The sequence below is a fragment of the Rhizobium sp. AAP43 genome, assembly GCF_001296045.1.
Taxonomy (GTDB): domain Bacteria; phylum Pseudomonadota; class Alphaproteobacteria; order Rhizobiales; family Rhizobiaceae; genus Allorhizobium.
Genome location: NZ_LJHS01000055.1, coordinates 56,349 through 79,929, shown reverse-complemented (window position 1 = coordinate 79,929; position 23,581 = coordinate 56,349). Strand labels below are relative to the sequence as shown.

The following is a 23,581-nucleotide window of genomic DNA, read 5'->3' as shown; positions in this document are numbered from 1 at the left end:
AGGTTAGGCGAGGGGTGCTTCTATTGGCCAACACAACTACTGTCTGCCGCCATAGGGTTTGCTTATGACGATTCAGATCGGACGTATGCCCGGGTGGCGGCTTCCGAGGAGCTTGCCGACAATGTCGAGCAGGATCGAACGTGCAGCGAGTGCGGGCTCAGAAAGAGGAAGGTGATCCGATACGCAAAGCGAGACAGTGGCATCAATGACCGGGGTCGTCAGCGCACGAACCTGTGCCCCCGCAAAGCTGGATGTCTCGGAGACGACTGAAGCAGGCAGAATGGTCGAACCGAGCCCATCCAGAACTGCCGCACTTAGAGCAGGTACGGACTCGATTTCCGAGACGACATCGGGAACCGCGCGGGCTCTATGCAAAGCGTCGTCAATCAGGCGTCGCAGAAAATGGTTCTTGCTGGGCAACAGCAGGGGGCGATCGTTGAGCGCCGCAAGCGGCAATGGTTGACCCGCCTCACCCGGTAGCTCCATGTTTGCAGGAGAAACGAGGAACATCTCTTCTCGAAACAGGGGCTGCAGAGTGACCCCCTTGATCGGATTGGAGGTATAGATCAAAGCCATGTCCATCTTGCCGGTCATGACGAGTTCGCTGAGGATATGCCCGAAACTGTCATTGATGTGGACGATGATCTGCGGGTATCGGGACCTGATCTCCTTGAGGATCGGCAGCGAAAGCGCACTCGACGAAGAATAGGTCGCAAGGCCGATAGACACGCGACCTGCCACGGATTTCGCCGATTGCTCGATATCGGTCTGTGCCTGGTCAATCTGCCGAAGCATGATCTGCGCGTGGCGATAGAGGATCATTCCGGCTTCGGTGGGCGCGATACCCACATTGCTTCGGATCAGAAGCTGATGCTTGAAATGGGCCTCCAGCGAGGCGATTTGCTGCGACAGGGCCGGTTGCGCAATGCGTAGCAAGCCCGCAGCGCGCGACACGCTGCCGGTGTCGACGATCTTGACGAAGCTTCTCAGTTTCTTGAAATCAACGCTCATGGTTCTCAAGCCTTTGGCCGGAACCTAAGGCCAGCAGGAAGCATATTGCAAGGCCTCCTGCTGGCATTGTCAGGATTACTGAAGTTGCCTGACCGCCTGTTCGATGCGGTCGCAAGCCTCCTGGATAATCTCCATCGAGGTCGCGAAGGACAGCCGGAAATGCGGGGAGAGCCCATAGGCCGCTCCCTGCAACGCTGCCACGCCTACCCCGTCCAGGAGATAGAGTACGAAATCGAGATCGTTCTCGATCAGCTTGCCATCGGGCGTTTTCTTGCCGATTACGCCACTACAATTAGGATAGAGGTAGAAGGCGCCATCCGGCATGGCACAGGAGAGGCCCGGAACGGCATTGAGCCTTGCGCAGGCATAATCGCGCCGTTCCTTGTAGACGGCGGTGCTGGTTTCGATGAACGACTGGTCGCCGGCAAGTGCATAGGCGGCCGCTGCCTGGCTGATCGAGGACGGGCAGGACGACATCTGCGATTGAAGCTTGTTGATCGCCGCCACCAGGGGCGCAGGTCCCGCTGCGTAACCGATCCGCCATCCGGTCATAGCATAGGACTTGGAAACGCCATTCGCCAAAAGGATACGATCCTTCAGCTCAGGTACGGCGGCCGCAAGCGTCGTCATAGGCTCATCCCGGAACCAGACCTGGTCATAGATGTCATCGCAAAGCACGAAGACATGTGGATGCCGCAACAAGACTTCACCCAGTGCTTGAAGCTCTGTTCGGCTATAGGCTGCGCCGGTCGGGTTGGACGGGGCATTGAGGATCAGCCACAGCGTCTTCGGCGTGATCGCCTTTTCGAGCGCTTCGGGTGTCAATTTGAAGCCCATTTCCTGCAGGCATTCAACAATCACAGGCTTGCCGTCATTGGCAATGACCATGTCGGGATAGGAAACCCAGTACGGCGCCGGAATGATGACTTCGGCATCATTCTCGACGCTTGCCATCAGCGCCAGGAACAGGATCTGCTTGGCGCCGCCGCCAACGCAGATTTCATTGTCGGCGTAGCTAATACCGAGGCGCCGTTCAAAATCGCCGATGATCGCCTTGCGCAGCGCGGGGGTCCCGTTGACAGCGGTGTACTTCGTCTCGCCCCGATCGATCGCGGCATGCGCCGCGGCCTTGACGTTCTCCGGTGTATCGAAGTCCGGTTCACCGACTGTGAGGTCGACGATATCTCGACCTGCAGCCTTGAGTTCACGCGCCCGCGCCGCCGCCGCGGTGCTCGGCGAAACCTTGATTTTGGAAACGCGTGTTGCTGGCACGAAAGTGCTCATGGCAGATCTCCTCGATGGTCTGTTCTGAAAAGGGGTTGGAAGCCGTCAGTGGACGGCTTCGGTCTCGCCACGCATCTTGCCGGTCAGGAAGAGCTCACCGAGTTCATCATGCGTAATGTCTTTGGGCAGGCCATCCCAGATGACCTTGCCGAGGCGCAGGATGACGGCCCGTTCCGCCACTTCCATCGCCTTCTTCGTGTTCTGTTCCACGAGAAGGATGGTCATGCCATCGGCGTGCAGTCGCAGAAGTTCGTCAAAGACGATCCCGATCGCGGCAGGCGAAAGTCCAACCGATGGCTCGTCGACCAGGAGAACCTTCGGTCGCTGCAGAACGGCCATGGCCACTTCTAGCAATTGTTGCTCGCCGCCCGACATGTTGCCGGCAAGGGTGGACCTGCGCGTCTTCAGGATCGGGAACAGATCATAGACATAATCTCGATCCGCCTTCACCTTGGCGTCACGGATGGTGTAGGCCGCCATCTGCAGGTTTTCATCGACGGTCATAACCGGGAAATTGCAGCGCCCCTGCGGAACGAAGGAGATCCCCTCCCCGAGGATCGCCCGCGATTTTGCACCGGCAATGTCCTTGCCCTGCCAGTCGATGCCGCCGCCCTTGACGGTGGTCATGCCGTATAGTGTCTTCAACAGGGTGGATTTGCCGGCACCGTTCGGGCCCATCAGGGCGATGAACTGGCCAGCCGGAATGTCGAGATCGACACCATTCAAGATGTCGAGATTGCCGTAGCCTGCTCGCAGGTCACGGATCAAAAGATTGGAGCTAGCCACCAAGATAGGCCTCCCTCACGCGCTGGTCCTGAATAATGTCATGCGGCAGGCCCTCGACGAGCTTGGCGCCCTGGTCGAGAACGATCACACGCTGGCAGATGCTGGTCACGACGTCGATATTGTGCTCGATGACGAGAAAACTGACCCCGAGCGACTTGTTCGCATAAAGTATCGTGTCGACGACACGTTCGATGATCTTGGGATTGATGCCGGCCATTGGCTCATCGAGCATGATGAGCTTCGGCTCCGGCATCAGCATCGAGGCAAACTGGATCAATTTCTGCTGGCCACCGGAGAGATTTCCCGCCGGCTGGTGACGTACATCCCAAAGCCCCGCCATCTTGATCAGTTCGCGCGCCCTCTCACGAAGACCGTTGATGCGGCCCTTTGACAATCTTCCGAGACCGAAGGTCGAGGCAAGCGTCGGGAAGGTGAACATCTGACCGGCAATGATCAGGTTTTCCTCGATATCGAGGGACTTGAACGTAACCGTCTTCTGGAAGGACCGCAGCATACGCCCTTCCCTCGCAATCCGGTTGAGCGACCAGCCAGTGATGTCCTGGCCATCCAGGATCACCGTGCCGGAATCCGGCTGGGCAAGGCCGGAACTGCAGTCGAAGAACGTCGATTTTCCTGAACCATTGGGCCCGATCAATCCGGCGATCTCGCCGCGCTGAACCTGGATCGAGACATCGTTCACCGCACGGATTGCGCCATAGGATTTGCAAAGATTGCGGATCTCGAGAATTGGCAGATGACTGTTCATTTCGCTCCCCCAATCGCATTCCAGAACCGGTTGATCAGCGGCGCGCAGCCATTCTTGAACCAGAAGACCAAAACCAGGAGGCAGCAACCGTAGACGATCATGCGCAGTTCCGGCGCAATTCGCAGTGCTTCGGTCAATCCGACAAACAAGAGGCTGCCGAACACCGTGCCGGAGATCATGCCAGCCCCGCCTCCGAGCACGATGATTAGCATGGTGGTGGAGTAGTACATTTGGAATGTCAGCGGGCTGACAACCGTGAGATAGTAGGCGTAGAGGCATCCGCCAACGCCGGCGAAGACGGCGCTGATTATGAATACGATCAGCTTGTAGCGCCAAGTGGGAATGCCGAGAGACTCCGCCAAGGTTTCATTTTCCCGAATCGCCACCATGTTGCGGCCGGCAGGCGAGCGGACGATCGCCCAAACCGCGACAGTCGCAAGGACACCGATGGCAAGCGCCAGGTAGTAGAAGCTGGTTGTGCCGCTGACCGTAAACGACAAGGGCCCAAGCTCGAAATACGGCTTCGGAATACCTGAAAGCCCCATGTCGCCGCGCGTCAGCGAAATCCAGTTTTTGGAAATCGCCTGGCCGATGATCACAAAGCCAAGCGTACACATGACGAAGGACGTGGAACGCAGCCGAAGGGCCGGAATGCCGAGCGGCAGGGCAAGGGCACCGGAAACGACACCGGCAGCGACAATATTGACATAGAACGGCGTCCCGTAATTCACGGCAAGCAGGCCGGCCGTATAGGCTCCGACACCGAAGAATGCGGCCTGTGCCAGAGAAAGCAGGCCGGTATAGCCGACGAGCAGGTTCAGGCCGTGGGCCGGCAGCATGAAGATGAGCGCGATGATCAACGAATGGGTGACGTAACGCGTACCAATAAACGGAAACGCCAGAGCGAGAACGACCAGGATGACGGCAAGCGGTAGCCGTAGATCGCGTCTGCGTGTTGGTTGAACTGTGTCTGTCAGAGACATGTGAGGTCCTCGAAGTTCGAGACTATCCGGCGGGCGCGGCTTTTAGAAGCGCGCCTGCGTCGAGAAGAGGCCGTGCGGGCGCCACATCAGCATCAGGATCAGCGTGGCAAAGCCGACGGTGTCTCTGAATTGCAAGCCGACATAGGTGGCCACGAGACTTTCGGCGATGCCGAGGATCATGGCGGCGAACAGCGTACCCCGCACATTGCCAAGACCGCCCATGATGATGATCGGGAGCGTCTTGAAGGTGATCAATTCACCCATGCCCCCGTATACGCTGACGTTTACAGGTGCCGTCAGGACCCCGGAAAGGGCGGCCAGACCTGCGCCGAGGATAAATGTCCTGAGCACCACCTGCGGCACATCGATGCCCACAACGCCACAGCATTCTACATTCTGCGATACTGCACGCATGGCCATGCCGAGGCGGCTATAGGTCACCATCAGCTCAAGGCCAATGAACACCAGAAGACACACGACCAGAATGATCACCCGCTGCTGGGCGAGGCTGAAGCCCAGGATAGAAACCGGTTCGATATAGCCGCCTGAGAAGAACTTGTAGCCTCCGCCGAAGATGAAAATAACCGCGTTCTGAAGGATGAGCGCGATGCCGAGGGTGGCAAGCACCCCCGACTCCGGAGGCGCGCCGACCATGCGCCGCATGACCAGTTGGCCAACGACATAGGCAACGACGATCGTCGAAAGCACACCGACGACGATCGACGCTTCATAGGAGAGGCCGAGATAGTCGATCGCGAACCAGGCTCCGAACGTGCCGAGCATGTAGTATTCGCCGTGGGCGAAGTTGATGGCCCTCAGCACACCAAAGATCATGGTCATGCCGACGGCGACGATCGCATAGACGGAACCGGTGATGATCCCGTTGACGACCTGCTCGATTATGGTCGAGAGCATAGGTTCACTCCTCGCCGCTGCTTAGTTGGCAGGATATTGGATGTCCGCCGAATAGGCACCCTTGATGCTCGGCGTACCATTCTCGATCTGGAGCAGGATCATCGGCAGGCGCGCCTGGTTGTGGTCGTCAAACGTGACTTCGCCGACGGGGCTCTGATACTTGATTGCAGAGAGAGCATCACGGACCTTCACCTTGTCCGCGCTGCCAGCCTGCTTGATCGCGGCCGCGAGCAGATTGACCGTGTCCCAGTGGACATAGGCGTGGTTGTTCGGCGCTTCGCTATAGGTCGTGGTGAACTTCTCGACGAAGGCCTTGCTCGCGGGAGAATCGAACTGGGGTAGCCATGCAGCGGCTTCGACTGCGCCTTCAAGGGCGGCCGGTCCGGACTTGATGGTCTTTTCCGTGTTGAATTCGCCATTGCCGATCAGCGTCACCTTGCCGGCCATGCCCAGCTCGATCATCTGGCGGGCGATGATCGGAGTCGTATCAGCAAGACCATACATGATGATCGCCTGCGCACCGCCATCGCGGATCTTGGCGAGAACGCTGCGGAAGTCGACTTCGCCTTCCTTGTAGTAATCTTCGCTGAGGATTTCGCCCTTGTAGTCGGGCAGATACTTCTTGGTGAAGGTGATCGCCGAACGACCATAGTCGCTGTCGACGGAGAGAACGGCGAACTTGGTGAAGCCGCGCTTCTCGGCGGCATACTTGGTGATCACAAGCGCGCGGTTTTCGTCCGTCGGATAGTTGCGATAGGTCCATTTGAACCCGCCGACGCCGGCCTGATAGGTGATCTTCGGATTGGACGAAGCCGCGTTCAGCAGGAGGACTTCCGCATCTTCAGCAACCGGCTGAATGGCCAGGGTGACCGAGCTGGAAACATCGCCGATGAGGAAGTCGACACCGTCCTGGTCGATCAGGCGACGGGCAGCAGAAACGCCTTCCACGGGCGTACCCTGGCTATCGGCATTGAACAGCTCGATCTGCATGCCGTTGACGCCACCAGCGGCGTTGATGTCTTTCACGGCCAGTTCGGCACCATGCATCGAAAAGGCGCCATAACGTGCGTTCGGTCCGCTCATCGGGGCAACGAGCCCGAGCTTGATTGTGTCTGCGGCTTGTGCATTGCCTCCTGGCATCGCTCCAATAATTGAAAGGACCGCGGCCGAGACGCAGAGCAATCTGCGAGTGATGTTGTGTGTCATGTTCCCACTCCGTGTTCGGATGACCACGCTGGCCCGATGCCAAGCGCGAATTGCCGTTTGACGGTTCTTAAGTGTCAGTCTGAATGCTGACTTCCTAACACACTAGGTTCACGCTGGTAGGATTGGCCAACACAACTCCTTTCTGCCGCCATAGCGTTTCGTTATGGCGGATGGCTAATCGCCATTGGAGTTAGCGCCAGTGGGCGTTGGTGCGCGGACCGTTAATTGCGGTTTCGTAGGTGATCGGCAATCACAATTATTTGCCTCTTCCACAACGATGCCTTTCAAACATTATGCGTCCCGCCGCAATCGTATCGGCAAGATGAAGTTCAAAGTGACGAATTGGGCGGAGTATGAGGCAGGGCTTCGTCGGCGCGGTAGCCTGACACTTTGGGTGACACCGGAGGCGTTGAACTGATGGGGTGGATGCCCCCTCTCTGAACCGATGCGGTCTCTGTTCTTCGAACTGCATCCCGGCACGTGGCTAATCAGGCCACATCAAGAGGCCTGACACACGACCGATAGAATTCCTCGTCCGCGGACTACCGTCAAAAAATCTCCTTGCCAAACCGGGGGCATCCACACACGCACCGCCGCGATCTGTTCCACAGACTTGAAAGCTTCGCTTCGCGAGGTCGATCGCAAGGATATGCACCTGTGTCATCTGCTTTCCGTCCGTGAGCGCCGGAATGGCGCTGGGTAGGCATCATACGCAGATGCCGGCTGGAGGGGGCATCCACCCCATCAGTTCAGAAGCGCCGCAACGCCCACTACTCCATAGAAGCGGTCTAAGGATTGGCCGAGACAATACGAAAGGTCTTCCAGCTTATGCGTGCCGGATGACGGGAGCAGACAGCAACCAGGGAACGACAACCCCGACCAGAGCCTGTGGCATTTCGATGGGAAGCATATGCCCCGATCCCTGGATAACGCAGAGTTCCGCGCCTGAAATTCCGGCCTGCAGTTCCTCGGCCTCTTCGAGGCTTCTCAGCCGATCTTCCGCGGCGGCGATGATCAGTGTCGGGCAACTGATCTCGTCGAGCCTGTCCAGATCGCTTTTTCGCGTCTGCACGGTCTGGCGCAGAAATGCGTCTTTGCCCAGATCGATGCTCATCTGCCTGACGCGATCGATCATCTCGCCATTGGTCGCGCGGTCAGGATGAAGCGATTGCGATACAGTCCCCCGGCTTAGACCTGCGTAACTGGAAGCTCGCAATTGGTCCGCGGCACGCGATTTCCTAAGGGCCTGTTCCGGCGTATCAGCGCGGGCAGAAGTAGCGATCAGGACAAGCGTCTGGACGCGATCGGGGAATTTTCGGACGATCTCTCTTGCCACATATCCACCCATCGAGAACCCTATCAAAGCGAACGTCTCCGGGGCGGCCTCGATCGCCCGCTCGGCCATGTCGGAGATCGAGGTTCCTTCGCTGAGGTCGGCATAGGTAAGCGGGCCGACCTTTTCGAAGTCCGCTGCAACGTCCTCCCAGAGAGCCTTTGTGGCCATGAAGCCTGGAACGAGTAATAATTTCAATGGGTTGCATTTCGATGTCCGGTAGTCTTGTTTTCAACAGAACCCTATCGGCATTCTTCAGCTCAAGACAACGGGAACGAGTGATGCGAGAAGCAAGGCCGCCATCGAGATGTTGAATATCCGCAGCGAACGGGTCGACTTCAGAAGATAACGCGCCGACGACCCCAACAGCGCCCAGACTGCTGCGCACGGCATGCTGATGACCGCAAACAATACGGCGAATGCAGAGCTCATGGCGAGCGCGCTCCATCCCTCGGAACTCGAACCGAAACTTAAAATGCCACTTGCACCGCCCAGCCAGACTTTTGGGTTCAGCCCCTGAAACAGGATCGCCTGGAAGAAAGTCAACGGTTTCGCGCTGTCTCCATCCGCAGATGACGTGTCGGGTCGGCTTGTGGCGATTTTAAATGCCAGCCAAGCGAGGTAAAGAACGCCTCCCCACTTCAGCACGTCCCTGAAGGTCTCGTTCTGTAGCAACTGGCTGCCAAATGCAGCCAACCCGAGAAAAATAAGGCAGATGCCCACGCCCGTGCCAAATACATGCGGCAGCGATCGCGCAAAACCGTGGTTGGCGCCGGTCGTGGTCAGCAGCATGTTGTTCGGCCCCGGCGAGCCGGAAGACGCGATGGTGAACAGCACGACGGAAAGTATCCAGTTCAGGGTCATGACTTAACTCGTTCCCTTGGTGACCCGCGCCAACAGGCGCATGGCGCTGATCAAGCTTCCGGCAATCGCCACGCCCGCGCCGATCGATATCGCCAGAACCGCACCGCCGGAACCGGAAAGCGAGAGGCACAGCGCGACGATGGCCGCGCCGATTGCCTGGCCGAACAGGCGCGAGGCAGCGACGATCCCGCTTGCACCTCCGCTGCGTGATGGAGGTGCGCTTGCCATGATCGCTCGCATGTTCGGCGACTGAAAGAACCCGAATCCTAAACCGCACACTGCAAGCCTCCAGACGATATCCATCGAGGTGGCATCCACGGGCAGATAGGCAACGCTGGCGAGACCTGCGGCCAGGATGACCAGCCCACCAGTGGCCAGGATGCCTGGCGAGAAGCGATCCGCCAGAGGAGCGACGACCAGTACGGTTGCCGCCAGTGCCGCAGGCCAGGGCGTAATGAGCAGGCCTGTCTCCGATTGGCCGAATCCGAACTGCTCATGGAGCAGAAACGGCAGCACGATGAATGCCAATCCCTGGACCGTGAAAGCGCAGATCGAGGTAGCCGACGATAGCGAGAACAGTGGAAGCTTGAAAAGGTCGACGGCAAGGATCGGAGCCGACCGCCCTTGTTCCCGCCGCAGCAGCAGATAACCCAACGCAATAGACGCAATCGCCGACAGGGCAATGACCGACCAGTCCAAGTGATGAGCTATTCCGGCTAAGGCGAACAGCGCTGCTGCGAAGAATGCGGCGCTGAGGCTGGCAGATGCGATATCGAACCTTCTATGGCTGCGTGGTGTGGCCGGCACGTAGTACACGGACACAACCAACGCCACGACACCGAATGGCAGGTGGACGAGGTAGAGCCAGCGCCAGCCGGCGATAGCCAGAACGGTAGATGCGATGGTCGGGCCCGCCGTGAAGGCCAGTGCCACTACAAGGGCGTAGGTGCCCAGACCCCGGCCGAGACGCGACGGCGGATAGATGAATCGCACGAGCGCTGGTGTCACAGCTGAGATCGCCGCCGATCCAAGCGCCAGTATGGTGCGCGATCCGATCAGGGTTGGCAGGGACCCTGCCAGACCCGATGCCAGGGCGCCGACCAGGAAGAGCATGGTTCCAATCAGGAACACCCGACGATGACCGTAGATTTCCCCGAGTGCGGCGAATGGCAGAAGCGCTGCGACCACGATCAGGTAATAGCTGTTCATAATCCACACAGACGTCGCGCTTGCGATACCGATGCTGCGCGCGATCGACGGCAGTGATGTGCTCGTCATCGAGATATCGATCGTCGACAGCACAACTGGCGCGAGGATGGCCATCATCGGAACCAGAAGCGCGCGCTGACCGAACCCCTGATGGGAAGATGTTTGAGAATTCATGTTCATTCGATTCTAGTAGCCTGACGATACCGACCTGCGTTTTCCGCCTAGCCGCCATCCGAGACGGACGCCCAGGGTCGCGATGCCGATCACGATCATGCCGCCTGCCTGGAGAAGACCCAGCGGATGGTCGTAGATCGCCCAATCGATACAGATCGCCACGATCGGGTAGACGAAGCTCAGGATGGCGACGACCGGGGTCGGCACCTTCGGAAGTGCGGAATAGATAATCACCCAGGCGATGCCGGAATGGATGATGCCGATTGCCGCCAGCCATCCCCAGGAGGGCAATGTGATCGTCTGGTGGAGATCGATGAACGGCAAGAAGATCAGTATGCCCATCACCGTCTGGCAAAGTGCCGTCACCTCGGGTCGCTGATTTGCGAGCTGTTTGCCGATCATGGCGGTCAATGCGTAACAGACTGCGCCGATAAGTGTAATTCCGATCCCGAGCAGCCAGGTCCGGTCGACCAGGCCGACACCCGCACCAACGCCACTGGCGAAAATGAGACCGATGAACGCCGCAACGATCCAAAGCACCTGATCGCTCGTCAATCGCTCTTTCAGGAAGAAGGCGCTGATCAGGACGATGATAAACGGCTGCACATGCATCACAATCGTCGCCGTGGCGATCGATGTCATTTCGAGCCCGGCGAAAAACGCGGCCCACGAGAGGACCAGGCATGAGCCGCCCATGGCGCTGAGCACCAAGCTCCTGATCGACAGGGACCGGTCGGGAAGGTAGCGCAACGCCACGCACCAGAGGAGCATAAACGTCGCCCCGAATACACATCGCCAGAATACGATGGTCACCGGATCAGCGCCACTCTCCACGCCAAACGCACCGACTGTGCCGATGATCGGCCATACCCATCGCGAGCTTCAAAGGCTCTGATTGAAATCCGGTAGACATATTCCAAAAACTCCGCCAAGCTCTACCTTACCTTTGGAAAAGCCAGTGAAACAAACGAATAGATTTGGCAATCGCTATTCGATATGCTGATAGAGATATGAGCAAAGTCCTTGATCTCGATCTCCTGCAGACGTTCGTGGCCGTTGCTGAAACGGGCAGTTTCACCAGTGCCGCGCCACGCGTGGGCCGAAGCCAGTCGGCCGTTAGCATGCAGATGCAGCGGCTGGAGCAGGCCGTCGGCACACAACTTCTCCATCGAACGCCGAAAGCGGTCATCCCGAGCGCGGCCGGAAACGATCTCCTCTCCTATGCGCGTCGGCTGTTGAAGCTTTCCGATGAAGCCTGGATGACAGTGACGAAGCAGCCGGAAGCCGGTACTGTCCGACTGGGCATTCCCGACGACTACGCCGCGTCGCTTCTGCCGCAGGTTTTGCGAAGGTTCGCCAACGAATATCCGCAGATCGTCGTCGAGCTGGTCTGTGAACCCTCGGGGAAACTCAACCTCGCCATTGCCGAAAACGGCATAGACCTCGCCATCGTCACCCGTGCACCGGGCCAGAAGATCGAGGTATTAAGACGGGAGAAGCTGGTTTGGGTATCTTCTCGCACGCACGACGCATGGCGGGACGATCCGCTGCCAGTTGCCCTGTTCGACGCATGCTCGGCGCGCGCCAACGCGATCAAGGGCCTGAGCGAGGCGGAACGGAGCTACCGCTGCACCTATTCCAGCCCCAGCCTACTCGGTATGATTACCGTGGTTCAGACCGGATTATCGGTCGCAGCACTTGCCCTGTGCAGTGTACCCGACACGCTCACGATCATCGGGGAAAATGAAGGTCTGCCAAGGCTCGACGATTTGGAGATTGGTGTTCTTCGGAGCCCTTTGGCCAACAGCCCCGCGGTGGATCGCTTGATAGAAGCTCTCCGCCGGGATCTCTCATCTCACGATTAGTCCACCCGGCGTTCGCGGATATAATTCAGGCTCTTGCTTTAAATCGATGGTTGGTGCCCTTTGGGCTGCATACGGATATTCGTAACTCGAAGCTCTTGACGGGATCTGAACTCAGGACCAGCAGATAGCTCGCCCGAAATCAATGAAAGTTCCGCGTTTTTACCTTCAGCGTATCGATGTGAAGATCGGGCGTGAACATGTCTCTTGGGGACACGACGGGCCGGGGCTTGTCGCGTGGTTCGGGCCCGCCCCCACGGGCAAACTCGTCTCCCCTGCCCGTCGGAAGCTTGAACGCGATGTCGCGGTCGGCCAGGCCCGAAAGATCGCCTGAGAGATCGAAGAGTTGCTGCGCCACCAGGTGCACGACCTCACCCTCCCGCTGGATCCGTCCGTTGATCGCCATCATTGAGGAGCCAAGGACGACGCGCCGGCGCTTTTCGAACAAGGTCGGCCATACCACGATATTGGCGGGGCCCGTTTCATCCTCGATCGTGATGAACATTACGCCCTTGGCTGACCCCGGCTTTTGACGCACGAGGACCAGCCCGGCGGTATAGACGGACCGGCCATCCCTGGCGTTCATCGCCTCGGCGCAGGTGATGATGTTGCGCGCTGCGAGATCGTTCCGAAGGAATGCGATCGGGTGCTGACGGAGGGTCAGTCCCGTGTGACCATAATCCTCGATGACATTGTGACCCTCGGTCATCTGCCGCAGCGCGACTTCCGGCTCGTGCTGCTCCGCGATCGTCACCCTCTCGCGTTCGGCGGCTGCTGCAAACAATGGCAGCGGTTCGTCGCGCAGCGCCTTGATCGCCCAAAGTGCGTCGCGTCGTTCCAACCGAAGCGACGGGCGATAGGCGTCAGCGTTTGCGAGCTGGACGAGCGCCTCTGTGGGCACGCCGGATCGGCGCCACATGTCATCGATGGACGAAAACCTGTTGCCCATCCGGGCCGCAACAATCCGGGCGCCATCGTTCAAGGCCAGGCCCTTCACATGCCGAAATCCAAGCCGGACAGCATGTCGATCTGTACCGCCTATCCGTTCCAGCTTGCAGTCCCAACGAGAGTGGTTGACGCAAACAGGCCTCACCTCGACACCGTGTGCCCGTGCGTCCCCCACGATCTGGGCCGGTGCGTAGAACCCCATGGGCTGAGAATTGAGCAGCGCCGCACAGAACACCTCGGGATAGTGGCACTTGATATAGCTTGAGGCATAGGCGATCAGGGCGAACGAAGCTGCGTGACTTTCCGGGAAACCGTATGAGCCGAACCCTTCGAGCTGGCTGAAGGTCTTTTCGGCAAATTCGGCCGTGTAGCCGTTTTTCACCATGCCGGAGACCAGCTTGTCCTTGAATTTGCTGACACCGCCTGTGAACTTGAAGGTCGCCATGGATTTTCTGAGCTGATCAGCCTCGCCACCGGTGAAGCCAGCGCAGACCATCGCAACCCGCATTGCGCTTTCCTGAAACAACGGCACGCCCAGGGTCTTGCCCAACACAGCTTCCAATTCCGGCGTTGGATATTCAACGGGCTCCTTGCCCTCACGCCGGCGCAGGTAGGGGTGAACCATATCGCCCTGGATCGGGCCGGGCCGCACGATCGCCACCTGCACAACGAGATCGTAAAATGTCCGTGGTTTCAGGCGAGGCAGCATTGCCATCTGGGCCCGGCTTTCAATCTGAAACGTCCCGAGCGTGTCAGCACGCCGGATCATGGCATAGGTTGCCTGATCCTCCTGCTCGATGCTGGCGAGATCAAGGTCGCGATCCTTGTGCTCGCGGATCAGATCGAACGCCTTTGCCATGCAGGTCAACATGCCCAGGGCCAGGATATCGACCTTCATGAACTTCAGGGCCTCGACGTCATCCTTGTCCCACTCGATAATCTGACGATCCTGCATTCTCGCTGGCTCTATCGGGACGAGATCATCCAGTCGGTCGTGCGTGAGCACAAAGCCGCCCGGATGCTGGCCGAGGTGGCGGGGAGCGCCCATCAACTGCTGGGCGAGCTTCAACGTGAGGGCAAGCCGACGATCATCGGGATTGAGATTGAGCTCGCGAATGTTCCGGTCAGGGACTTCCTCTGACCAAGACCACATTCCGGATGACAGAGCCTTGATGACATCCTCTGGAAGGCCCAGCGCCTTGCCAACATCGCGGATCGCGCCCTTTGCCCTGTAGCGGGTGACGGTTGCACAAAGCGCTGCCTTTTCCCGGCCGTAGGTCTTGTAGATCCACTGGATGACCTCCTCGCGCCGCTCGTGCTCGAAATCCACGTCGATATCAGGCGGCTCGTCGCGTTCTTGAGAAACGAACCGCTCGAAGAGAAGATCATTGGTCGAGGGGTCGATGCTGGTCACGCCGAGAATGTAGCAAACGGCGCTGTTTGCAGCCGATCCCCTGCCCTGGCAGAGAATGCCCTGCGACCGGGCGTAGCGAACGATCGAGAATACCGTCAGGAAGTAAGGCGCGTATTTCATGGTGCGGATGAGATCGAGCTCATGGCGCACGGTCTTGAGAACCTCCGGCGGCAGGCCTTCGGGATAGCGGCTCGGGGCACACTCCCAGACATAGTGCTCAAGGGAAGCCTGTGCGTCCTTGCCCGGAACAATCGCTTCCTCTGGATACTGATATGTCAGCTCCTCCAGCGAGAACTTGCAACGATGGACAATCTCCATCGTTCGAGCCAGCGCCTCAGGGTAAAGGGGAAACAGGCGCTCCATTTCCTCAGGCGGCTTTAGATACCGATCTGCATGACGCTCACGCTCATAGCCGACGTCATCGATTGTCTTTCCGGTCCGGATACAGGTTACGATATCCTGCAACTGCCGGCGCCCCGGCTCGTGAAACAGGACATCGTTTGTGACGACCGTCTTCACCCGGAAGCGGGCAGCCATTTGGGATAATTCATGCAGCCGCAGCTGATCATTGGGGCGCCTGCGCAGGCAAAGCGAAACATAGGCGCGATCAGAAAAGACCTCCTGCATTTTCCGGAGCCGCACCGCGCAGGTCTCGTCTGCCAGATCGGGCACCAGAATGCCGATCATCCCATCGCAATAGGCGATCACATCGTCCCAATGCAGAATGCAGTTGTTCTTGCCGCCGCGCGACTTTCCAAGCGTAATGAGCCGAGTCAGCTGGGAATACGCGGCACGATCGGTCGGATAGACGAGAATGGATATGCCGTCAGCAAGATCGAGCCGACAGCCGACGACCAGGCGCAGACCCGTGCCGCGGGACGCTTCAAGTGCTCGAACAATCCCCGCCAGACTATTGCGGTCCACAATGCCGACGGCATCAATACCGAGATCGCTCGCTCTCTCGAACAGCTCCTGCGCCGAACTTGCGCCGCGCAGGAACGAGAAATGCGTTGTCACCTGGAGCTCGGCATATCTCATGCGAAGATCCCCTGGCAGAACCAACGGTGGCTGCCGGTCTCGGGATCGACACCATCACCAGATCGAAATATCCAGAGCCGCTCTCCGCTTTCGTCCTCGATGACGAAGTAATCGCGCACAGCCTCCATCTCGCTATCGCGCTGCCACCATTCGCCGAAGATGCGCTCTGGGCCATCGGCACGTTTCACCTTCCGGCGCTTGCCCCGCCAGGTGACGGAGACGGGCGGATGGTCCGGCAGAAGGGCAATCACGTCGATCAGTTCAGGTCTCGCAAGCAGCCTGACCGGTCGCCGCCAGTGGTGAACCCAGGACACCCCGACCGGGTCGGCCGCCGCACTGATGCGCTGTACGGAGCGCTCCGGCACGTCTGAAGCCACGGGTGCGAGGCGATAGACCCTGTGTCCGCGATTGCCATAGACGTCGATCAGTGGAGAGACGTCGGTCACCTCTTCTTCCACCAGGGACGACGATTTCTGCAGGTCTTCGAGCGGCTCCACCATGACGGCAACAAGGGTGAGTTTTTCGATGCCAAAACCGGGCTCGATCTTCTCCGTTCGATCGCGGAAGAGCTTGGTCAACCATGCCACGTCGCGCGCCGGCTTGACGGTTCCGGCGCGGATCGCCTGGCGGGTACCATCGACCTTGTCTACGATGAGATCCGCGCGTCGCACGCCAAGGCCCCTTTTCTGCAGTTCCTCTATAAGCTGTACGACAAGGCGACCGACATATTTGTTGATGGTCTCGGCAGCACCGATCGGTTCCGCGAATGCGCGCGTGACCTCGACCAACTCGGCGGTGCGAATGGGCTCGATCGGTTCACAAACCCGCCCGAACATCTGGTCGAGACGACGACCGATCTCAGGACCGAAGCGCAGGTTCAAAGGGGCCCGCGGGGTATTGGCCAGTTCACCGATGGACTGGAAGCCGAGCGTGCGAAGATCACCGACGATGTCGCAGGGCAAGCGCAGTAGCGAGATTGGCAATCGTTCAACCGCCCGAACTGTCTGTCCGACCGGCACGATCACCGTCTCCCACGTGATTGCACGCGCGCAGGCATGCGCCGCTCCCCAGGTGTCGGCGACCGCCACGCGTGCGGTCAGTTTCCTCGCAAGGAACTGATTGGCTATCTTCGTTACCATCGGCAGTTCCCCACCCTGAAGATGGTCGGCACCTTCCGTGTCCATGACGATGCCGTCGATCCCATCGACGGCGACGATCGGAGAATAAACGGTGAGCGCCCAAAGCGTGATGCGCTCAAGCGCTGCCGCATCGGCCATGGCATCGGCGTCGACCATCATCAGTCCGCGGAAAAGCGCCTGGGCTTTGGCGGCTGGCATGCCGACACGAACACCGGCCTGTTTTGCAGCCACATCGGCAGCAGAAACCCATCGTTTCGCGCCACGTTTGGCAATGACCGCGATGGCCTGTTCAGGCGGAATGCTGGGATCGTCGCGGCGAATGCGATCGGTCGGCAGATCCGGAAGATAAATCGACACGACCCTGCTCATCACATGCCCTCACTAGAAACTCAGCACACTCACCCGCTTTGACCCGCATCAGCTCGACGAACCATTGATGTCGACCGACGCCCGGAACCGGCAGGTCTTCGGATGGCATGACGCTTACTCTCCACCGTGTTGTCGAAGCCGTCGGCTGGCCGAAGTCATTGGCTTCCGTCTGCCGCCTCCAACGGCGCACGGCCAGTGCCATCGTGCCGGTCCGTTCTGCCGCAAGCTGCAGGCGCCGAGATCCAACCATGGGCAGGCGGACAAGCTCACCGACGACGGCGCCGAGGCCGCCGAAGGACAGCCCCTCCTCCATGTTTGCAAGCACGTCCTCATCCTTGTCGGATTCGACAAAGATCACCCGGTCGGAATGAAGACCGACTTGCGCAAGCGCCGGGAAAAACAGATCCGGCCGCGTGAGACACCAGACGATTGGCCCCTTGGTCCGAGCCGCAATTCCCGCTGCAAAAAGAGCGGCCGCGGCTCCATCGACAGTGCCCGCACCGCCGCTTGCGAACTCATGGAGCGCGCCATAGGCAAGGCCACCGCCAGGCAAAACTGCATCCATCTCGGGCACACCGAAAGCCAGACAGCCGGCTCTGCGGGCAGCGATGCCTTCCATGGCGGAGATCCGCTCGCGCAGATCATCGATTACAGCCGACCTCACCGGGGCGCGGGCAATGGTCATTGTTCACGGCTCCCTTCAAGGTCGTGGTGACGGAATTCAGGACCAGCATCATGCTGGACAAAATGCGGATGTTCTTCTTCTGTTCCCGGCGCATCGAAGAGTCAAGCAACTCGAAGCTTGGGAATATTATCCTGAACATTAGAATGGAGACGAATTTCTATCGGAATCAATGCGCTGGCCGCTGAGATTTTTTTTGGTCTCCATCAGGGAGCCACCGGCACCTTCGGGGGCAAAACTGCATAACGAGACATTCGCCATACGCCTGGTGTTCCCCTGCCCTTTGCGACAGGCCAGTGGCGCTTTGTGGAGGGCATCACGCTTGGCCGCGCCTCAAGCAGACCTTCAGCTCCATGATTGCTGCAAGCTGGATGTTAGTTGTCGGACTGAGCGTATTTGAGAACTTGGCATTGCCGCGCCGATTGCAGCAATCACGATATCAATAAAATCGGTTCGATGGCCGTGGCAGCCACAGGTTTTCGGGCAAAAAGCTGTTTGCGATGAATAACTTAAAAGAGATCCGGGCGGCAGCAGGCGAGACCAATTACCGCAGAACTCCGCTTGTTTAGAAGGAACGGCGCCGGCCGCGATATAGGCCCGCGACAAGGCGCATGGCGCTTCGCTTCAATCTTTACTTTTTACCAACCATATAAAAACTAATGGGTGATTTATTGTTGTTCTCGCGAAATCGGGACTCTACGTGTTGCGCATCTCTAGATTAGGATTTCTCTATGCGCAGGCCGACTGACAAGCAAGACGTGGATCGCTTTTACAGGACGTTGCAAGCATTCTCGATCGCGGCACGCAATGGCGCTTCAGATCCATGGTCGAAGGTTCCGTGGCCGCCAGACCCCACTCACGTCCACACAATTGGATTGCTCACGTCGGAGCGGGCTGAAGATAGGGCTGAAGCACAGGAATTTTTGCTTGCGGCGCTTCAGATTGTCGAGAAAAGCGAACCTGGGGGTCGAAGCACCGGCGCTTAAGGCTGACATTGGGCCGGACAAGCCTTAAGCCCTGTCATTTGGCCCGGCAATCTGGCCCTGAGCATCCGACAGATGTTGTTCGCAGGCCAGGCCGCCTGACCAACCAGCGTCTTGCGCGTCAGTTCCGCGGCAGCAGTTGAATGAGCTGCTGGTCCACGTTTCCGCAATGTTGGCGGGGACTTCGCTATACGAGGCCTTCGGGTTGATGTCATCGAGATTGGCTGACGCTCAAGGCCGTCAAGAGCGCCCCCACACGTGCAGCCCACGATACAATCCACAAGGTAGCAATGACGTCCCGCCCGGTTCCATACCTGGGAGCGCCTGCTCGGCGGCATGGTTTCTCGGACGACAATTGACCGCTTCGCCAACTGTGTGCATGCCAATCGAAATGACCCCTCCCAGCCGGCCTCAACCCGTTCATTATTTGTTCTGGAGTCCGGCCCGCCCTGCTGATAACCTTCGGCTACGCGACTAGGTCAAAAACACGGACCAGACCGAGCGATTGGCTTCTGCGGCGCGCAGGGGGACAAGCAAGCTTCCTCAGGGGACAGTATGACGGCTGCATATCTGGAAAAGTTGAACGAGCAACAGCGCAGCGCCGTAGAGTACGGCATTGGACTGCCAAGCGAACAGAAAGCTGGTCCACTGTTGATCATAGCGGGTGCTGGGTCTGGCAAGACGAATACCCTTGCCCACCGGGTGGCGCACCTGATCGTCAATGGTGCCGATCCCAGGCGCATGCTTCTGATGACATTTTCGCGGCGTGCCGCGTCCGAGATGTCGCGCCGCGTCGAGCGGATCTGCAAGCAGGTTCTGGGTGCCAACGCCGGTAGCTTGACCGACGCGCTCTCGTGGTCCGGCACATTTCACGGAATCGGTGCAAGGCTGTTGCGAATTTACGCGGAGCAAATTGGGCTGAATGTGGATTTCACAATTCATGATCGCGAAGATAGTGCCGATCTGATGAACCTTGCCCGTCATGAGCTCGGCTTTTCCAAGACGGAAAGCCGCTTTCCAACCAAGGGCGCATGTCTCTCGATCTATTCCCGTGCCGTCAATTCGCAGACGCCGTTGAACGAAATCCTGCGCCAGCATTATCCGTGGGTGGCCACCTGGGAAGAGCAGCTCAAACAGTTGTTCGCAGCCTATGTTGAGGCCAAGCAGGCCCAGAACGTCCTCGATTACGACGACCTCCTGCTCTACTGGGCGCAAATGGTCAGCGATCCGGCTCTCGCCGAAGACATCAGCGATCGCTTCGATCATGTGATGGTCGATGAATACCAGGATACCAACAGGCTGCAGGCCTCGGTGCTTATGGCGCTCAAACCGGGCGGCCGTGGCTTGACTGTCGTCGGCGACGATGCTCAGTCGATCTATTCGTTCCGGGCAGCCACAGTTCGCAACATTCTCGATTTCCCGGACTCGTTCACCCCACCCGCCGACATCATCACGCTCGATCGCAACTACCGCTCAACCCAGCCGATCCTGGCTGCGGCAAACGGCGTCATCGGATTGGCGCGCGAGCGATATACCAAGAACCTTTGGACCGATCGGCAATCGCTGGAGCGACCCAAACTCGTCACCGTCAAAGACGAGACCGAGCAGGCAAACTTCATCATCGACCAGGTGCTCGCCAATCGCGAGACCGGCATGACGCTCAAACAGCAAGCCGTTCTGTTTCGCACGTCCAGTCACAGCGGCCTGCTTGAAGTCGAACTGACCCGCCGCAACATTCCCTTCGTCAAGTTCGGTGGCCTGAAGTTCCTCGACAGCGCGCATGTCAAGGACATGCTAGCCGTGTTGCGGTTCGCACAGAACCCGCGAGACCGTGTGGCCGGGTTCCGGCTGCTGCAGATGTTGCCGGGTGTCGGACCGAAGACGGCTGGGACCATTCTGGAGACAATCTCAGCCGACCCGGAACCGTTGCTGGCCCTTGCAGAGATCCCAGCCCCACCGAAGACAGGCGACGACTGGACATCCTTCGTTCGGTTGCTGCTGAGCCTGCGCAACGCGGACGCAGGCTGGCCCGCAGATATTGGGCAAGCGCGCCTCTGGTATGAGCCGCATCTTGACCGCATTCACGAAGATGCCGAGACCCGCAAGGCAGACCTGCTTCAGCTTGAGCAGATTGCCAGTGGCTATCCTTCGCGCGAACGCTTTCTCACGGAACTGACACTCGATCCGCCAGATGCCACCAGCGATCAGGCAGGCGTGCCTCTGCTCGACGAGGACTATCTGATCCTGTCGACCATCCATTCGGCCAAGGGCCAGGAATGGCGTGCCGTCTTCCTCTTGAACGTCGTCGACGGCTGTATCCCCTCTGACCTCGGGACCGGCACTACCCACGAACTCGAAGAAGAGCGCAGACTGCTGTACGTTGCCATGACGCGCGCCCGGGACCATCTGGCGCTGGTGACGCCGCAACGTTTCTTCACCCGTGGACAGAACCTCCAGGGCGACAGGCACGTTTATGCAGCAAGAACCCGGTTCATTCCGGCAATGCTGCTGCAATATTTCGAGGCCATGACCTGGCCGACCGTGCCGGCCGCCAAGTCTGAGCGAAGCGTCCAGCAAATACGCATTGATGTCGCGGAACGAATGCGAGCCATGTGGAAATAGGAGCGGATCGGTGTGCAATCTCTACCGGATGGAAGACAAGGACTGGGTCAGCACCTGGGCAAGGGATGTCGAGAGCCTTATCAATCCAATGCACGCTTACCAGATACATCCGGATCAGCTAGGGCCGATCATTCGCAATACCGCCGACGGTAAGAAACAGCTTGTGCACGCGCGCTGGGGTCTACCCTCCCCGCGGTTCGCGCTTGAAAAGGCCGCCAAGGCAAAAGCCGAGAAGCTGATCGCCAAAGGCAAGCCGGCAGATCTCGAAGAGCTGATCCGCATGGAGGCGGATCGGGGCACGACGAATGTGCGCAAGCTGACCTTTCCGCATTGGAAGCGTTGGTTTGGTGTCGAACATCGCTGCCTGGTTCCCGTGACGAGTTTTGCCGAGCCGGATCCGAAAAGCCAGACGGACGGAGGGAAAGTCCCCAATGCCTGGTTTGCTCGAGACGAAGCCAGGACGCTGATGTTTTTCGCCGGCATTCATGTGCCTCAATGGCAAAGCGTGCGGAAGGTGAAAGACGGCCTTACCACCGACGATCTCTACGCGTTTCTGACGACGGACCCGAACGCGCTTGTGAAACCAATCCACGAGAAGGCCATGCCTGTTCTGCTTCTGACGCAGGAGCAAACCCGTGTCTGGATGGAGGCGCCCTGGGATGAAGCCAAGGATCTCGCTTGCCCTCTCCCGGATGACGCGCTGATCGTGACATCGCGCGAGCCCTATGGATCTTCGATCGTTGCCAAGGATGGAGAACCGCTCGACCAGGCCAGCCTGTTTTGACCGCACGTCAATCGCATCAGAACGCCCGATATTCGGCTGTTGCGATTTATAGCTGGGATGATAAGTTCTTGTTTCGTTCTTACTGAATATGGATCCGTCTCCCGGTGACCCAATGAATGAAACGGTCCCAGTCCGAAAAATCATCCACGTGGACATGGATGCGTTCTACGCCTCGGTGGAGCAGCGCGACAATCCAGAGCTTCGCGGCAAGCCAATCGCTGTCGGCGGTGCAGCCGCGCGTGGTGTCGTTGCGGCCGCCAGCTATGAGGCAAGAAAGTTCGGCGTCCACTCTGCCATGCCGTCTGTCACGGCGGCGCGCAAATGCCCGGAGCTCATCTTCGTCAAGCCGCGATTTGAGGTCTACCGCGCCGTCTCCCAGCAAATCCGTGAAATCTTTGCCGAGTACACGCCGCTAATCGAGCCTCTCTCTCTGGATGAGGCCTATCTCGATGTCACAGAAAACCTGAAGGACATGCCGATCGCCACCGAGATCGCACTCGAAATCAGGGCGAAGATCAAGGCCGTCACCGGCTTGAACGCGTCCGCCGGCATTTCCTACAACAAGTTTCTGGCCAAGATGGCATCCGATCTCAACAAGCCGAACGGTCAGGCGGTGATCACACCCAAGAATGGCCCGGCATTTGTCGAACAGCTTGCCGTCAAGAAATTCCATGGTGTCGGGCCGGCGACTGCAGAGAAGATGCACCGGCTGGGTATCGAGACAGGGTTCGATCTGAAAGCACAATCGCTGCAGTTTCTCACGCAGCACTTTGGAAAATCCGGGCCCTATTTCTACGGTATCGCGCGCGGGCTGGACACCAGAGAGGTTTGTCCGGACCGCGAGCGAAAGTCCGTCGGCGCCGAGGATACGTTCGTGACAGATATCGACGATCTGGATCTCGCCACCAGCGAGCTGAAGCCGCTCGCGGAAAAGGTCTGGTCCTACTGCGAGGCCAAGGGGTTTAGCGGCAAGACGGTCACGGTGAAGATCAAGTTTTCGGATTTCACGCAGGCGACCCGAAGCAAAACCAGCGCTCTTCCCTTTGCAAACGGCAACGACGTTCTCGATGCTGCCTCAAGCTTGCTGGCCACTGTCTATCCATTCAGGCGATCGGTGCGTCTTCTCGGGGTGACACTGTCGTCGCTGACGAGCGCTGATGCGCGCACGCGACCGCAGCTGGATTTCAATCTGTAGATAGGAGACGAAAA

18 protein-coding genes and 1 pseudogene are annotated in these 23,581 nt (G+C 58.8%); 5 read left to right on the top strand and 14 right to left on the bottom strand.

Annotated features, from left to right (window positions below; genetic code table 11):
- Nucleotides 1-72 precede the first annotated feature (72 nt).
- From nac to IP76_RS20770, 7 genes are all read right to left on the bottom strand, one after another.
- The gene (gene nac, locus IP76_RS20800; RefSeq protein ID WP_054160152.1) at nucleotides 73-1,011 is read right to left on the bottom strand and encodes a nitrogen assimilation transcriptional regulator NAC; all 939 of its coding nucleotides are present in this window, start codon (nucleotides 1,009-1,011) and stop codon (nucleotides 73-75) included.
- A 75-nt stretch (nucleotides 1,012-1,086) separates the two neighbouring features.
- On the bottom strand, nucleotides 1,087-2,295 hold the full coding sequence (locus tag IP76_RS20795; RefSeq protein ID WP_054160151.1) for an aspartate transaminase: 1,209 nt from the start codon (nucleotides 2,293-2,295) through the stop codon (nucleotides 1,087-1,089).
- A gap of 45 nt (nucleotides 2,296-2,340) precedes the next feature.
- Nucleotides 2,341-3,084, bottom strand: a complete 744-nt coding sequence (locus IP76_RS20790) for an ABC transporter ATP-binding protein (protein ID WP_054160150.1) — start codon at nucleotides 3,082-3,084, stop codon at nucleotides 2,341-2,343.
- Nucleotides 3,074-3,847 carry an ABC transporter ATP-binding protein gene (locus tag IP76_RS20785; protein WP_054160149.1) on the bottom strand — a complete coding sequence of 258 codons (774 nt, stop codon included), beginning with the start codon at nucleotides 3,845-3,847 and terminating at the stop codon, nucleotides 3,074-3,076. The genes IP76_RS20790 and IP76_RS20785 overlap by 11 nt, the downstream gene beginning before the upstream one ends.
- Nucleotides 3,844-4,830 carry a branched-chain amino acid ABC transporter permease gene (locus IP76_RS20780; protein WP_054160148.1) on the bottom strand — a complete coding sequence of 329 codons (987 nt, stop codon included), beginning with the start codon at nucleotides 4,828-4,830 and terminating at the stop codon, nucleotides 3,844-3,846. Before IP76_RS20780 ends, IP76_RS20785 begins: the two co-directional genes overlap by 4 nt.
- A 42-nt stretch (nucleotides 4,831-4,872) precedes the next feature.
- Nucleotides 4,873-5,745: a branched-chain amino acid ABC transporter permease gene (locus tag IP76_RS20775; RefSeq protein WP_054160147.1), complete on the bottom strand. Its 873-nt coding sequence runs from the start codon at nucleotides 5,743-5,745 to the stop codon at nucleotides 4,873-4,875.
- Between the two features lie 21 nt (nucleotides 5,746-5,766).
- The gene (locus tag IP76_RS20770) at nucleotides 5,767-6,951 is read right to left on the bottom strand and encodes an ABC transporter substrate-binding protein (protein WP_054160146.1); all 1,185 of its coding nucleotides are present in this window, start codon (nucleotides 6,949-6,951) and stop codon (nucleotides 5,767-5,769) included.
- Nucleotides 6,952-7,228: 277 nt separating this feature from the next.
- Here IP76_RS20770 and IP76_RS23200 point away from each other — a divergent pair.
- Nucleotides 7,229-7,363 (top strand): annotated as a pseudogene (locus tag IP76_RS23200) (IS5/IS1182 family transposase); the annotation flags it as partial.
- 414 nt (nucleotides 7,364-7,777) lie between these two features.
- Here the strand turns inward: IP76_RS23200 and IP76_RS20765 are convergent.
- From IP76_RS20765 to IP76_RS20750, 4 genes are read right to left on the bottom strand one after another with little or no spacing between them, the layout of a single operon-like run.
- Nucleotides 7,778-8,482 carry an alpha/beta fold hydrolase gene (locus tag IP76_RS20765; RefSeq protein ID WP_054160145.1) on the bottom strand — a complete coding sequence of 235 codons (705 nt, stop codon included), beginning with the start codon at nucleotides 8,480-8,482 and terminating at the stop codon, nucleotides 7,778-7,780.
- A 57-nt stretch (nucleotides 8,483-8,539) separates the two neighbouring features.
- A complete protein-coding gene (locus IP76_RS20760) occupies nucleotides 8,540-9,148 on the bottom strand; it encodes a LysE family translocator (RefSeq protein WP_054160144.1) in 609 nt (202 codons plus the stop codon).
- A 3-nt stretch (nucleotides 9,149-9,151) separates the two neighbouring features.
- A complete protein-coding gene (locus tag IP76_RS20755; RefSeq protein ID WP_197278395.1) occupies nucleotides 9,152-10,531 on the bottom strand; it encodes an MFS transporter in 1,380 nt (459 codons plus the stop codon).
- Between the two features lie 12 nt (nucleotides 10,532-10,543).
- Nucleotides 10,544-11,344 carry a DMT family transporter gene (locus tag IP76_RS20750; protein WP_245281528.1) on the bottom strand — a complete coding sequence of 267 codons (801 nt, stop codon included), beginning with the start codon at nucleotides 11,342-11,344 and terminating at the stop codon, nucleotides 10,544-10,546.
- 164 nt (nucleotides 11,345-11,508) lie between these two features.
- Here IP76_RS20750 and IP76_RS20745 point away from each other — a divergent pair, with 164 nt between their 5' ends.
- Entirely contained in the window at nucleotides 11,509-12,396 is an 888-nt protein-coding gene (locus tag IP76_RS20745) for a LysR substrate-binding domain-containing protein (RefSeq protein WP_245281527.1), read from the top strand.
- Nucleotides 12,397-12,535: 139 nt separating this feature from the next.
- Here IP76_RS20745 and IP76_RS20740 read toward each other — a convergent pair whose 3' ends face one another.
- The 3 genes from IP76_RS20740 to IP76_RS20730 are packed head-to-tail and all read right to left on the bottom strand — an operon-like array spanning nucleotide 12,536 to nucleotide 17,986.
- The gene (locus IP76_RS20740) at nucleotides 12,536-15,793 is read right to left on the bottom strand and encodes an error-prone DNA polymerase (RefSeq protein WP_054160141.1); all 3,258 of its coding nucleotides are present in this window, start codon (nucleotides 15,791-15,793) and stop codon (nucleotides 12,536-12,538) included.
- On the bottom strand, nucleotides 15,790-17,301 hold the full coding sequence (locus IP76_RS20735; RefSeq protein ID WP_054160140.1) for a DNA polymerase Y family protein: 1,512 nt from the start codon (nucleotides 17,299-17,301) through the stop codon (nucleotides 15,790-15,792). Before IP76_RS20735 ends, IP76_RS20740 begins: the two co-directional genes overlap by 4 nt.
- On the bottom strand, nucleotides 17,222-17,986 hold the full coding sequence (locus IP76_RS20730; protein ID WP_054160139.1) for an ImuA family protein: 765 nt from the start codon (nucleotides 17,984-17,986) through the stop codon (nucleotides 17,222-17,224). Before IP76_RS20730 ends, IP76_RS20735 begins: the two co-directional genes overlap by 80 nt.
- Nucleotides 17,987-19,521: 1,535 nt before the next feature.
- On the opposite strand from IP76_RS20730, the gene IP76_RS20720 reads away from it, so the two are divergent.
- The 3 genes from IP76_RS20720 to dinB all read left to right on the top strand — a co-directional run bounded on the left by IP76_RS20720 (nucleotide 19,522) and on the right by dinB (nucleotide 23,567).
- A complete protein-coding gene (locus tag IP76_RS20720; RefSeq protein WP_054160137.1) occupies nucleotides 19,522-21,588 on the top strand; it encodes an ATP-dependent helicase in 2,067 nt (688 codons plus the stop codon).
- A 10-nt stretch (nucleotides 21,589-21,598) separates the two neighbouring features.
- Complete coding sequence (locus IP76_RS20715; protein ID WP_054160136.1) at nucleotides 21,599-22,372, top strand: SOS response-associated peptidase family protein; 774 nt, start codon at nucleotides 21,599-21,601, stop codon at nucleotides 22,370-22,372.
- A 112-nt stretch (nucleotides 22,373-22,484) separates the two neighbouring features.
- The gene (gene dinB / locus IP76_RS20710; protein WP_054160229.1) at nucleotides 22,485-23,567 is read left to right on the top strand and encodes a DNA polymerase IV; all 1,083 of its coding nucleotides are present in this window, start codon (nucleotides 22,485-22,487) and stop codon (nucleotides 23,565-23,567) included.
- Nucleotides 23,568-23,581 lie beyond the last annotated feature (14 nt).